We start from the raw sequence: 15355 nt of genomic DNA on the forward strand, positions 1-15355 counted from the left end.
GATGTTACTTTCTCTAAAAAATATTATTCCTTGTTTAGCTTAGATATTATTTCGTTTAATGTTAACTGTTCTTGTAGCCCTGTTGTCATATCTTTTATAGTGAGCCTTTCACTTTTCATTTCATCCTTTCCGATTAAAATTACAAAAGGAATTTTCTTGGAGTCGGCATAACTCATTTGCTTTTTCATTTTTGCTGAGTGTTCAGGAAATATCTCTGCATTGATTCCGGCATGTCTCAGTTCATTCAAAATCTTTAAACAAAATTGCTCTTCTTCCTGACCAAAGTTTGTAAACAAAACCTGCGTTGTCGTCTCACTCAAATGTAGTTGATCAAACAAATTCATTTCCAGCATGACATCATAAATTCTGTCTATTCCAAATGAAATACCAACACCACTGACATTAGGCAGGCCAAAAATTCCGGTCAGGTCGTCATAGCGTCCTCCGCCAAGCACACTGCCACTGTATGTTGAACGTGAGTCATTAACCTTCACTTCAAAAATTGAGCCTGTGTAATAATTAAGCCCACGTGCAAGGGTAATATCTAATTCAAGATTTTTAAGATGTTCTCCAAATGCATGAAGATAATTTACTACATTTTCTGTCTCTTCAATACCTTTTAATCCAATTGAAGACTCAGTCAAAAATGATTTCAGGAAATTAAGTTTTGATTCAAAATCACCTCGTATTTCGAAAAGTGATTGCATCTTTTCGACTACATCTGATGAAAGCCCCTTAGCCAAAAGTTCTTCCTTAACTTTTTGTTCGCCTATTTTATCGAGCTTATCAATGGCAACGGTTATATCAATCAGTTTATCAGAATGACCAATAACTTCGGCAATGCCTGCCAGAATTTTTCTGTTGTTGATTTTAATGGCAACACCAATCTGCAAACTCCTAAAGACTTCCTGAATAATCAGAAGAAACTCCGCTTCGCTGATCAATGAGGTTGAGCCTATAATATCGGCATCGCACTGATAAAATTCGCGATAACGCCCCTTCTGTGGACGGTCTGCCCGCCAGACAGGTTGCATCTGATAGCGCTTAAACGGAAAGCTAATTTCATTCTGATGCATTACCACATAGCGAGCAAATGGTACGGTTAAATCATATCGCAAACCTTTCTCTGCCAAATCAGAAATTTTCAGACTATCACCTTTTGATTTTGCATCCGGAACAACTTCGCCTGAATTTAAAATTCTGTATAAAAGTTTATCACCTTCCTCACCATATTTACCTTCAAGTGTTGATAGATTTTCCATAGCAGGTGTCTCGATCTGAACAAAACCATAGCGTTCATATACCTTTCTGATGGTATTGAAAATAAAGTTTCTCCGTACCATTTCTACGGGCGAAAAATCACGTGTGCCTTTAGGGATGAGTGGTTTCATTAATTACGAATCTTTACGAATATACAAATCTGCGATGCTTTGAATTACGAATTCTTAACTAAGCTCTTATATCTTACTCTATGAGGCGTTACATCTCCTAATCGTTTTTTCTTATTCTCTTCATAGTCGGAATATCCACCTTCGAAATAATATACCTGCGAATCGTCTTCAAAAGCAAGAATGTGCGTGCACACCCTATCTAAGAACCATCTGTCGTGGCTGATGATTACTGCACAACCTGCAAAGTTTTCAATTGCTTCTTCTAATGCACGCAATGTGTTTACATCAATATCGTTGGTAGGCTCATCAAGCAACAACACGTTGGCTTCGCTACGTAACGTCAATGCTAAATGCAATCTGTTGCGCTCGCCTCCGGAAAGTACTCCGCATTTTTTTCCCTGATCGGCACCAGTGAAATTAAACCGTGCAACATAAGCACGTGAGTTCAGAAGCTTACCACCCAGCTCAATGGATTCATTGCCTCCGGAGATTACTTCCCACACTGTTTTTTCAGGGTCAATTTCTTTATGTGTTTGATCGGCATAGCCAATGCGAACCGTACTACCAATTTTAAACGTTCCGGAATCTGGTTGCTCAAGTCCCATTACCATACGGAAAATTGTTGTCTTTCCTGCACCATTAGGACCAATGATTCCAACAATACCGTTTGGGGGTAATTTAAAGTTAAGATCATCATATAAAACTTTATTTCCATAAGCTTTTGAAACTTTAACAGCTTCAATTACCTCATTACCCAAGCGTGGCCCGTTAGGAATAAATATTTCCAGTTTCTCTTCCTTCTGTTTTACATCTTCACTCAATAAGTTTTCATAGGCAGTTAAACGTGCCTTTCCTTTTGACTGACGTGCCTTGGGCGACATGCGTACCCACTCTAACTCGCGTTGTAAAGTTTTCTGACGTTTGCTTTCCTGTTTTTCTTCCTGTGCAAGTCGGTTTGATTTCTGTTCTAGCCAACTTGAATAATTTCCTTTCCAGGGAATGCCTTCGCCACGGTCAAGTTCAAGAATCCATCCTGCAACATTATCCAGAAAATAACGGTCATGCGTTACGGCAATCACAGTTCCAGCATATTGTTTAAGATGCTGTTCTAACCAATCAACCGACTCTGCATCCAAATGGTTTGTTGGCTCATCAAGTAGCAGCACATCGGGCTGTTGCAACAACAGGCGACATAAAGCAAGTCTTCTACGTTCACCACCGGAAAGTATATTTACGGGAGCATCGGCCTCAGGACAACGAAGTGCATCCATAGCTACTTCAATTTTGTTGTCAAGATTCCATGCATCTGAAGCATCAATTTTTTCTTGCAGTGCAGCCTGACGATTGAGAAGTTTGTCCATTTTATCAGCATCGGAATAATACTCCTCTTCACCCATTTTGTTATTTACATCATCGTATTCTTTGAGTAAATCAACAATGGGTTGAACACCTTCCATGACAATTTCCTTTGCTGTTTTACGCTCATCTAACTTAGGCTCCTGCTCGAGATAGCCAACAGTGTAGCCTGGAGAAAACACAACCTCACCGGTAAAGGATTTGTCTATTCCGGCAATAATTTTCATTAAGGTTGACTTACCTGCACCATTCAAACCAAGGATACCGATTTTGGCACCATAGTAAAAAGAGAGGTAAATATCTTTTAAAATTTGTCGTTGTGGCGGAACCGTTTTGCTAACACCCACCATTGAGAAAATAATCTTTTTATCGTCACTCATTACAGCTTTTTTTAATTGGAGTGCAAAGGTAGGTAAAGTTGATGAGTCGTTAATTGTTAGAGGCGGGGATTTAGCTAATTAGATAGTTTTAAAATTCTAAGCTATGCCCCTTTAATGTGCAAAAGGTGATGGGGTGAATATTAAGATATTGACATGAAAACTGTAGAAGTGTTTAAAATGCTTGGAAGTTAGAAAGTTTTAACATCCTATATAAATCCTATGAATTCTCCGATGTAAAATCAAAAAGAAGTTGAGGAGACAAAACGGGTAGGGAAAAATGGAATTTTGATTTTTTATATTGAATTATTCAAGTTAAAAATGAAACATTACATTAAAAATATTACTGATAAAATATTTTAATCTATTGTGACTTAAGTCACAATAGAAACGTCCAAATCACATTAGCTTTACACAATAACAAACTAAATAAAAATGAAACATTTAACAACACTCTTAATTCTCTTAATTACAACCATTGTAAAATTACATGGTCAGGTAATTTACGACTATGCTGGCGACTTAAACGGTCTACCTGTTTACGTTGATGCTAACGCCAGCGGAACAACACTATATACTGCCGGTAATTTAGGATACCGATGCGACACAGGCTACACAGTTCGAACAAATGGTATAGATCCCTATCTTGATCCTATCAAAGGTCCACTTGACGAATTTGATTATGATGCCAATGACCGAATTGATTTTACTATTTCGCCTCAGCCAGGTTATCAGTTAAATATAACAGGTATGACTGTGGTGGCTGGCAGATTGAATTTTGGTCCTACAGAATTAAAATTTGGCATGAACATTAATGGAACCGGGATGATAGAGGGAGATTTGATGAGTTCACTACCCAAAGAATGTGAAGGAGACCCCAACAATGGTATTCCTAATGCAGTACCGGCAACCCATACTTGGGATATTGACGATTTTAATTCACTTACACCAGTAACATTCACAATTGGCTGCTCAGGAGGCCTAAACAATGTTGCTATCATTTATCAAGTTATTATTCATGGTACAGTAACTCCTGCACAAACTATTCCGGTTATCTCCAACTACTCTCATGCCGGTGGATATTTATTATGCAATGACGAGCCGGTAACATTGTCTGTGGTTACAACAGGAACACCATCTCCCTCTTATGAATGGCAAGATCAAAATGGTAATCCTGTTTCAGGGGCAACACTATCATCCTTAACCTTATCCAATCCATTACCTCAGCACAGCTATTATCGGGTGAGAGTGTACAATTCATTTGGTGAAACATTTTCTCCTTATACGCATATATATGGATTTGTGAATGATATTAATGCAGGTACAGACCAAGTGTTGTGTACAGGTGATCAAGCAACATTAAATGGTCAGGGGAGTGGCTATTGGTTCACTTCCGGTGATGGAGGTTTTGATGATCCATCTTACCCTAATGCAATTTATTATCCTGGAATAGGTGATGTGATGGCGGGCAGTGTACAATTAGAATTTGGTGGGTATATTTATAATAACTTTAATTATGAAGTGTGCTGGAGGAATGACTATTTAAACCTAACCATAGGCACACCTGCAACAGCTAATGCAGGATTTGATCAGTCAATTTCTCAACCTAACACTACATTGACCGGCAATAACCCATCTCCTGGAATCGGTTTATGGACATTGGTTTCAGGAACTGCCACTTTTGCTGATTCTAGCCTATTCAATACAAGTGTCAGTAATTTAAGTAATGGTGCTAACACATTACGTTGGACCATTTCTATGGGCTCATGTTCAAACTATGATGAAATGATTGTTACTGTAGCTACTACACCTGTTTCTGCTATTATTTCCGGAGACACAACCATTTGTAATGGAGGACAAGCTCAACTTAAAATTGATTTTATCGGAAATGGACCTTTTGACTTTAGCTATACTGATGGAGTTACCGTATTTGGACCTTTCACTACAGCTGCTAATCCTGAAATAATTTGGGTCAACCCTACTTCTACAACCAATTATCAATTAACCTCAGTAAGTTCAGGAGGTACGAGTGGCACTGTTTCAGGAACAGCTACTATTCAGGCATTAACTGCACCTCCATCAGCCAATGTAACATTACCATTTAATGGAATGCCAACTCATATTTGTAATGGAACAACAGCGAATCTATCCATTGCATCTGTTGCTGGCGCTACTTATTATATATGGGATGCACCTGTCGGATCATACTTTGATGGAAACCCTTTAAATACGTCTCCATATACTAGTATATTACCTACAGTACAAATAACATTTGGAGCTCCATCTGGATCGTTCTACACAATAGGTGTTCAGGCAGCAAATCCATGTGGAACTACATTACGCAAAATTGAAAAAGTCAGAGGTATAATTTCAACACCTTCTGTAATAAATGGTTTAACAATAGCATGTGCCAATACCAATGGAAATTACAGCACAAATGTCGTAACGGGCGCCACTTCATACCAATGGTCAATTACTGGTGATGCTACAGTAAGTGGTAATGGCACATCTGTTTCCGTTTCATTTGGACCCAATTGGTCTGGTGGTACATTATGTGTTGCAGCACAAACAAGTTGTTACACTACGGTTTCAAAATGCATCAACATTAAGAATACTCAAACAACCGCTTATGCGCCATCAGGAACTTTTACTGCCTGTTCAAATTCAATGTTAACATATAGCGTTCCGTCACAACCTGGAGTTGTAACATATAATTGGACTTTGCCTATAGGAGTAAGCGGCTTTTCAACAACAAACAGTATTACGGTGACCTTCGGACCTAACTTTGTAGCTAGTGGTAATATTTGTGTGTCTTCTACAACGATTTGTGGAACAACTACTCCGCCAAAATGTAAAACCATTAAATCAGGATTACCTGAAAAACCTTCTTCAATTACAGGCCACACTACTGGATTGTGTAATGTTTCACAAACATACACATGCCCAATTATAAACGGAGCAACATATAATTGGACTGCTCCATCAGGAGCTGTAATAACCGGAAATGGAAGCAATTCTATTATTGTTGATTTTGGAACATTCACTTCAGGATCATTGTGTGTTTCTGCAACAAACAATTGCGGCACCGGTTCTCCACGTTGTATAACTGTGAAAGGTGCCCCCAGTAAACCTGGTGCAATTTCAAGTATTCCAAGCACATGGTGTGTACCTGCAACCGGTATTCAGTTTAATAGCAATATCAATAATCTTACAGGTAATTACAACCTAAAATGGCAAATTGCTCCTGCTATAAATGCTGCTATTCAAGGTCCAAATAATACTAATCAAATTTCTGCAAACTGGCTTGCATCAGGTACAACTTCTGTCCAGCTAATGGCATATAATACCTGCGGCAGTGCTACAACAACTCATTCATTTAACATTCCTGCATGTAAATTATCTGCTTCAAATTTTAATGAGAAACAAGAGGATATTTTTATATACCCCAATCCTGCAAATGATTTTATTACAATTCATTTACCTGAAGATATAAGATCGGATTTTACAATTGAATTATATACTTCAGAAGGAAGTCTAGTTAGTAGAAGGATTATTAATTCTAGTCAATTAATTTCTCTTCCACCAACAGCAGGACTGTATTTCATAAGAGTTATATCTCCTCATCAATCACAAACCATAAAGTTGGTTGTTGAATAAAATTTCATTTAAAACAAATTGTTGTAATCTATTCAAGAACGCAATTTAATTTTTAAAGCAAATGAACTGAATATTCCAATGAATATTCAGTTCATTTGCTTTTTATTATTATACTCTTCTTCAATTTCCTTGCAGCTGTTGATGATGTTGTTTGAATAAAAACGTACAGCTGGCGTTAAGTTACAAGTGGAAAGTTTAGTTTTGCCGGTTCTGACAGAATGAGGAATATGGCCAATAAGAAAAAGCGCGGGAATTTCCGTATGTTTATTTTGCTGATGTGGATGCTTGCATTGCTGCCTCTTGCAGTTATTGTGATAGTGTTGAGTGCTGTAAATATGGGTAAGTTTGGTGAGTTGCCTACTTTTGAGGAGCTGGAGAATCCGAACAGTAGCCTGGCATCGGAAGTTATTTCAAGCGATAATGTTTTGTTGGGTAAGTACTACATTCAGAACCGTTCCAACATACACTTCAGAGAACTTGCCGAAAATACAGTGGATGCACTGAAAGCTACTGAAGATATTCGTTTTGAAGAGCACAGTGGTGTGGATATGCGTGGATTGGCAAGGGTGTTTTTTAAAACGGTGATTTTGCAACAAAAATCTTCAGGAGGAGGAAGTACCATTTCACAACAACTGGCTAAAAATTTATTCCCCCGTGAGAATGAAAGTGGTTTGCGTTTGGCTTTACGTAAAGTAAAAGAATGGATTATTGCCGTTAGATTAGAACGTAATTACACCAAGCAAGAAATTATGGCAATGTATCTGAATACGGTTGAGTTTGGCCACAACAGCTATGGAATAAAATCGGCAGCAAAGACTTTTTTTAATAAGATGCCCTCGCAGTTAAAGGTGGAAGAGTCGGCTATGCTGGTAGGTTTACTGCAGGCACCTACACGTTACAGCCCGGTTCGTAACCCCAAAAATGCTATGGTTAGACGAAATACCGTGTTGAGCCAGATGGAGAAGTATAAATTTTTGACTGAAGCCGAATACGACTCAATAGTGAAGTTGCCGATAAAATTAAATTTCAGGGCAGAGGATCATAATGACGGACTGGCACCCTATTTCAGGGAGACCTTGCGATTAGAATTGGTTAAATGGTGTAAGGAACATAAAAAATCTGATGGCAGCAGCTATAATTTGTATCGTGACGGTTTGCGCATTTACACTACAATAGATTCGCGATTGCAGGAATATGCAGAAGAAGGGATGAAGGAACACCTTACAGAGTTGCAAAAGGCTTTTTATCAGCACTGGAAAGGTCGAGTACCATGGGCACAGCATCCGGAAGTTATTGAAGATGGAATAAAGAAAAGCGACCGCTATATATCGCTGAAAGCTGAAGGCATGAGTGAACAGGAGATAAAAGAGAATTTTGCAACCAAGATTCCAATGACCGTATTTTCGTGGAAGGGTGATATAGATACTATGATGAGTCCACTTGACTCTTTGAAGTATTACAAGATGTTTTTGCAAACCGGTGTGATGAGTATTGAGCCACAGACAGGTTATGTGCGTGCATGGGTTGGCGGAAACAACTATCGCTACTTTAAATACGACCACGTGAAGGCAGGCCGCAGACAGGTGGGGTCAACATTTAAGCCGTTTTTATATACACTGGCCATGCAGGAAGGCTATTCTCCATGTTTTAAAGTTCCGAATGTGCGTGTGACTATTCCAATACCCGGACAGCCTGACTGGAGCCCATCGAACAGCGATGGAAAATATGGTGGTATGCTGACGCTGAAAGAGGCTCTTGCTGAGTCGGTGAACAGCGTGTCGGCATATCTTATGAAACAGTTTGGCCCAAAGCCTATGATTGAGATTGCAAGGAAAATGGGTATTACCTCACCTATTGACGAAGTGCCCTCCATTTGTTTAGGCACGCCTGATGTATCGCTGTTTGAGATGTGTGGTGCATACGCCACATTTGCCAATAAAGGTGTGTGGACAGAGCCCATTTACATTACACGCATTGAAGACAAAAACGGTATGGTCTTACAAGAGTTTGTGCCACGAAAGGTTGAAGCCATCAGTGAAGAAACAGCTTATCTGATGCTGAATCTGATGCAAGGTGTGGTTCAAGGTGGTACCGGTGCAAGGCTACGTTTCCGTTATGGACTCACCAATCCAATAGCAGGAAAAACAGGAACAACACAAAATCAAAGTGACGGATGGTTTATGGGGATAACACCAACATTGGTTACAGGTGTTTGGGTTGGTTGTGAAGACCGCTCCGTACATTTCAGAACTACCAGTCTTGGGCAGGGTGCAAATACAGCGTTGCCTATATGGGCATCGTATATGAAAAAGGCGTATGCCGATAAAGACCTGAATTTGTTCAACGGTGATTTTGAAAAGCCTGAACATCCGCTGAGTATAGAAACAGACTGCAGCAAGTATGATCAAGACAAAAAAGACCATCAGCATAACAGTGGTTTTGGAAGCGACCTTTAGCAGAATGAACTGCGGTTTATTTTTGTCTGCCCGAATAATTTTATTTTTGCATTTTCACTTTCATTAAAAATAAGAATGAAAATATCGCTCGACTGGTTGAAGGACTACATAAAGTTGCAACAAACACCTGAAGAAATTGAACATTTACTGACAAGCAGTGGACTTGAAGTGGAGTCGCTGGAAGAAACCGACAGTATTAAAGGCGGACTGCGCGGATTGGTAGTTGGCGAAGTGCTGGAAAAAGAAAAACATCCTGATGCCGACAGATTGAGTGTTACTAAAGTGAATGTAGGTAAAGCTATGCCGCTGCAAATTGTTTGTGGAGCAGCAAATGTTGCCAAAGGACAAAAAGTATTAGTGGCTTTAAATGGTGCACGATTGTATCCAACCTTTGGTGAACCATTCGACATAAAAAATTCCAAAATACGTGGGCAGGCTTCCGAAGGAATGATTTGTTCGGAGGATGAGATAGGACTTGGAAACGCACATGACGGAATAATGGTGTTAGATGCCAATGCAGTGCCTGGTACACCCGCGGCAGAATGGTTTAAGATAAAACAGGATCACATTTTTGAAATAGGTTTAACGCCCAACCGTATTGATGCAGCCTCACATGGTGGTGTTGCACGCGACCTTGCTGCCGTAATCAATACAAGAGCAAAAGCAGAAAATAAGAATTCTGCTAAAGCACAGTTTAACATGCCTGATGTGAGTGCTTTTGCACCTGATAGCAACGCGCTGCGAATTGACGTAGTTGTAGATAAAAATTCAGGCTGTGAAAGATATTGCGGTATCTCCATTAATGGTATAACAGTTGGTGAATCACCTGAATGGCTGAAAAGCAGATTGCAGTCAATAGGCGTTAAATGTATTAACAACATTGTTGATGTAACCAACTTTGTGATGTTTGAAACCGGGCAACCATTACATGCCTTTGACGCAGCAAAGGTGAAAGGAAAAATTATTGTACAGAAAACAGGTAAGGCATCTGCATTTACCACACTCGATCAAATTGAAAGAAAACTGACTGGTGATGAAGTGATGATTTGCAATGCATCAGAGCCGTTATGTATTGCCGGAGTGATGGGTGGCACCGACTCCGGTGTGTCCGCTTCTACCACACAAATATTTTTAGAGAGTGCCTGGTTTAATGCTGCCGAGGTTCGAAAAGCGGCAAAATATCATGGTTTAAAGACAGAATCTTCTTTTCGCTTTGAAAGAGGAACCGACCCCAACGGAACGCTATATGCATTAAAACGTGCAGCCTTGCTAATAAAAGAAATTGCCGGAGGAAAAATTGTTTCCGATGTTATTGACTTATATCCTGAAGTTGTAGAACCTTGTATCATAGACGTAAATTTTGAAAAAATAAATAAACTGTCAGGAATTAATTTTAGTAATGACATGCTGCTTTCTGTGTTGGAGTTTTGTGGCTTTGGCATCAAAAGCAGTGATGCAAATGGTGCAACCATTTCCATACCGACATATAAAACCGATGTTACACGACAGGCTGATGTAGTAGAAGAAATTTTGCGGACTTATGGCTACCACCACATTCCGTTAAACGAAAAAACAGGTTTATCATTTTCAAGTCACACGCCCGACAGAAAACCCGCTTTGCAATATAAAATTTCACAACATCTGAGCGCCATAGGCTTTTTTGAAATGATAAATAATTCATTGGTATCTTCTTCACACTCAGTTACAGGTGATAAAGCTGTGAAAGTTTTAAATCCTTTAAGCAAGGAGCTGGACATATTGCGTCCTGACATGCTTGCATCTACACTGAGCACCATAAGTTACAACATAAACAGAAAAAATAGTAATTTGAGGTTGTTTGAATTTGGCAAGACTTATCTTCAGCATGAAGAAAAACTTTCTGAAACAAACAATTTAGTTGTTGCAATGACAGGGATGGTAAATGAGCCTAATTGGCATAAGTCAGAAAGAGAATCGTCATTGTTTTATATTAAATCAGTCGCAGAAAAAGCAATAGAACTGGTAATGCCACGTATGACTTCTCATTTAAATTGGGTGCAGGATAGTCATGCTTTGTTTTCAACCTATACAAACATTATGCAACGACAGTCAACTCTTGGATTCATTGGCTCAGTAAAGAAACAAATGTTGAAAAAATTTGATATTGCACAACCTGTTTATATTGCAGAACTGAATATGGATATTTTGCTGGAAAAAAGTTTGTCACATAAAACAGTAATCAAATTACCACAACCATTTCCGGAGGTAAAGCGCGATCTGTCGCTGATGCTTGATCAGAAAATCAACTATGCCGACCTGAGAGATTTAGCCTTAAAACAAGAAAAGAAATTGTTGAAACAGGTTGACATTTTTGATGTGTATGAAGGTGAAAAAATTGAAGCAGGGAAAAAATCGTATGCACTGAGTTTTACTTTGGCTGATGATGATGCTACCTTAACTGAAAAACAAATAGAATCAGTAATGCAGAAGATTGAAAAAGCCTTTGAGAAAAACCTGGGGGCAGTAATCAGAAAATAATGTCGCTTGATTTATTTTATCGTAGCATTGGTAAGGGTCAACCGCTAATAATCTTACATGGTTTGTTCGGATTGAATGATAACTGGCAATCTTTTTCAAAACAAATAACTGAAAATGATATTGCTGTTTATGCTGTTGATTTAAGAAATCATGGAAGCTCGCCACACAACTCTGTTTTTGATTACGATTCAATGGCTGATGATGTTTTTGCATTCATCCTTAAACATGATTTACAAAATGTAACCATCATGGGACATTCTCTCGGTGGCAAAGTAGCTATGAAGTTAGCATTGAAGCATCAGGAAATATTAAAATCTTTGATAGTTGTTGATATTGCACCTCGCTATTATGCGCCACATCATCAGCAGATAATTAAAGCACTTCAGGCTGTTGATCTCGATACTGTCAACACTCGCACAGAGGCCGATCATATTTTATCTGGCTACCTTGATGATGCCGGAGTAAAAATGTTTTTGCTTAAAAATTTATATTGGAAAGGCGACCGCTTGCAATGGCGTTTTAATCTACATGTGATTGCAGAAAAAATTGATTCAGTAGGCGAAAGAATTGCTTCAGAAGAAAAATACGAAGGCAAGACACTATTTATTAGAGGAGAAAAATCGAATTACATTACCGATGATGATAAGCCGGAAATTTTAAACTTATTTCCGAAAGCAGAAATAAAAACCTGTGCGAACGCCGGACACTGGGTTCATGCCGACAACCCGGAATGTATGCTTGCCACCGTGCGTGACTTTTTAAGTTAATAAACAATACAAACATCATCAGTATTTCAGTATTTTAGCGCATCATTTCAGAGCGCAAGTAATGGACTATCAATTCAGGGAAACAGAAAAAAAATGGCAGCAATATTGGGCTGTAAACAAAACATTTAAGGTTGAGAATAATTCAGACAAGCCAAAGTTTTATGTGTTGGATATGTTCCCCTACCCTTCCGGTGCCGGGCTCCATGTTGGCCATCCGTTAGGATATATAGCATCAGATATTTATGCGCGTTATAAAAGACTGAAAGGTTTTAATGTATTGCACCCTATGGGGTATGATTCATTTGGATTGCCGGCAGAACAATATGCAATACAAACTGGGCAGCACCCTGCTATTACTACAGAAGCAAACATTCATCGCTATCGTGAGCAGTTGGATAAGATGGGCTTTTCTTTTGATTGGGACAGAGAAGTGCGCACCTCTGACTCCTCCTACTATAAATGGACACAATGGATTTTTTTAAAACTGTTCGATGCATGGTATAATAATAAAAGCAATCGTGCCGAATCACTTGATACGCTGATTGTAGAATTTGAAAAAAACGGCAACAAAGATATTAGTGCTGTTCACGATGAGATAGAAATATTTACTGCAGCACAATGGAAAAACTTTAATGAATCAGAAAAAAGTGGAATACTGATGGCTTATCGCCTTGCATACCTTGGCGAAGCTTATGTAAACTGGTGTCCTGCTTTAGGCACCGTATTGGCCAATGACGAAGTAAAGGACGGCCTTAGTGAGCGTGGTGGTCATCCTGTAGAACGCAAACTGATGAAACAATGGAGCATGCGCATTACAGCCTATGCTGAACGTTTGTTACAAGGATTAGAAAATATTGATTGGAGCGATTCATTGAAAGAAGCACAGCGCAACTGGATAGGAAAATCAGTCGGAACAACCATCAAATTTGCTTTGCAGGATTCTGATGAATTCATTGAAGTTTTTACTACACGACCCGATACATTATTTGGTGTTTCGTTTGTAACTTTAGCTCCGGAACATGAGTTGGTTGATAAAATCACATCACCAACACATCGTGCAGAAGTGCAGGATTATGTTACCAAAACAAAAAACCGCAACGAACGCGAACGTCAGTCTGATGTTACACGAATCAGTGGTAAATTTACTGGTAGCTATGCCATTCATCCTTTTACAGGAAATAAAATTCCAGTTTGGATTGGCGACTATGTACTTGCCGGTTACGGCACTGGCGCAGTGATGGCTGTTCCTGCGCATGATGAACGTGACTATCGTTTTGCAACACATTTTGACCTCAATAAACCACAAGTAATAGAACCAACTGTAATACATGACTTTGGCAAAAGCTCATGGGATGTTAAAGAAGGAAAATTAATTAACTCCGATTTTTTAAATGGCTTGGATGTTAGCACTGCCATTAGCCGATGCATAGCGGAAATAGAAAAACAAAATCTGGGTAAAGGAAAAACAAACTATCGTCTGCGTGATGCTGTATTTGGCCGTCAGCGTTATTGGGGTGAGCCCATTCCGATTTATTATAAAGACAATATTCCGGTAGCTATTCCTGAGAATGAATTACCTCTGGTGCTACCGGAAGTAGATAAATTTTTACCAACAGAAACCGGTGAGCCGCCATTGGCCAGAGCCAAAAACTGGAAATACAAAAATCTGTTTCCTTTAGAAACCACAACCATGCCGGGATGGGCAGGGAGCAGTTGGTATTTTTTGCGTTATATGGATGCAAACAACAGCAATGCTTTTGCCTCTGCAGAGGCATTGAGCTATTGGAACAATGTTGATCTTTATATTGGTGGCAGCGAACATGCAACCGGACACTTGTTGTATGTACGCTTTTGGACTAAGGCACTAAAAGATTTAAGACACATAAACATTGACGAGCCTGCACAAAAGTTAATCAATCAGGGTATGATACAAGGCACCTCATGTATGGTGCATCGCGAAGTTGCAAGCAATAAAATTATTTCGTCTGGATTAAAATCTAATTACAATACTACACTCATACATATTGATGTTAATTTGGTGGACAACACAGAAGTTGACATTGAAGGTCTGAGAAATTGGAGAGATGACTTTGCAACAGCTGAATTTGTGACGGAGAATGGAAAACTGATTTGTGAAACTGCCGTTGAAAAGATGAGTAAACGGTGGTATAATGTTGTAACCCCTGACTTGATTTGTGAAAATTATGGTGCAGATTGTTTACGAATGTATGAAATGTTCCTGGGCCCATTGGAACAAAGCAAACCGTGGAACACAAATGGTATTGCTGGTGTATCTAACTTTTTAAGAAAGCTTTGGAAACTGTATCATAACAATGGTAAATTTGAAGTAAGTAATGAAGCTGCAACAAAATCTGAATTAAAAACACTTCATAAAACAATAAAAAAAGTTCAGGAAGATATTGAAAAATTTTCGTTCAATACTTCTGTGAGTACATTCATGATTTGTGTGAATGAATTAACGGAACAAAAATGCAATAAACGTGAAGTGCTTGAGCCTTTAGCAATCATACTTTCTCCTTATGCACCACACATTGCAGAAGAATTATGGCAGTTGCTTGGTCACAACACCACTGTTTCCGGTGCAACCTTCCCACAATGGAATGAAATGTACTTAATAGAAAACGAATTTGATTATCCGGTTTCTGTAAATGGAAAAACAAGATTTAAAATTCAGTTACCTTTAAGTATTGGCAAGGAAGAAATAGAAAAACAAGTGATGGCTTCAGCAGAGATGCAAAAATGGACAAATGGTAATGCCCCTAAAAAAGTTATTGTAGTTCCGGGAAGAATTGTTAATGTGGTGATTTAGATTC

7 protein-coding genes are annotated in these 15355 nt (G+C 38.9%); 5 read left to right on the forward strand and 2 right to left on the reverse strand.

Annotated elements, in window-relative coordinates:
* Window positions 1-23: 23 nt before the first annotated feature.
* Window positions 24-1391, reverse strand: coding sequence for a histidine--tRNA ligase (hisS, locus tag V9G42_13405; protein MEI2760420.1), 1368 nt, complete (start codon window positions 1389-1391; stop codon window positions 24-26).
* A gap of 44 nt (window positions 1392-1435) precedes the next feature.
* Window positions 1436-3127: an energy-dependent translational throttle protein EttA gene (gene ettA / locus V9G42_13410; GenBank protein ID MEI2760421.1), complete on the reverse strand. Its 1692-nt coding sequence runs from the start codon at window positions 3125-3127 to the stop codon at window positions 1436-1438.
* A 432-nt stretch (window positions 3128-3559) separates the two neighbouring features.
* On the opposite strand from ettA, the gene V9G42_13415 reads away from it, so the two are divergent.
* The 5 genes from V9G42_13415 to leuS all read left to right on the forward strand — a co-directional run bounded on the left by V9G42_13415 (window position 3560) and on the right by leuS (window position 15351).
* Entirely contained in the window at window positions 3560-6781 is a 3222-nt protein-coding gene (locus V9G42_13415; GenBank protein MEI2760422.1) for a T9SS type A sorting domain-containing protein, read from the forward strand.
* Between the two features lie 227 nt (window positions 6782-7008).
* The gene (locus V9G42_13420; GenBank protein ID MEI2760423.1) at window positions 7009-9237 is read left to right on the forward strand and encodes a transglycosylase domain-containing protein; all 2229 of its coding nucleotides are present in this window, start codon (window positions 7009-7011) and stop codon (window positions 9235-9237) included.
* A gap of 75 nt (window positions 9238-9312) precedes the next feature.
* Complete coding sequence (gene pheT, locus V9G42_13425) at window positions 9313-11754, forward strand: phenylalanine--tRNA ligase subunit beta (protein ID MEI2760424.1); 2442 nt, start codon at window positions 9313-9315, stop codon at window positions 11752-11754.
* Complete coding sequence (locus V9G42_13430; GenBank protein MEI2760425.1) at window positions 11754-12521, forward strand: alpha/beta fold hydrolase; 768 nt, start codon at window positions 11754-11756, stop codon at window positions 12519-12521. The genes pheT and V9G42_13430 overlap by 1 nt, the downstream gene beginning before the upstream one ends.
* A gap of 61 nt (window positions 12522-12582) precedes the next feature.
* Complete coding sequence (leuS, locus tag V9G42_13435; protein ID MEI2760426.1) at window positions 12583-15351, forward strand: leucine--tRNA ligase; 2769 nt, start codon at window positions 12583-12585, stop codon at window positions 15349-15351.
* Window positions 15352-15355: the final 4 nt, after the last annotated feature.

The sequence above is a fragment of the Bacteroidia bacterium genome, assembly GCA_037045145.1.
In the GTDB taxonomy this organism is placed as follows: Bacteria; Bacteroidota; Bacteroidia; order AKYH767-A; family OLB10; genus OLB10.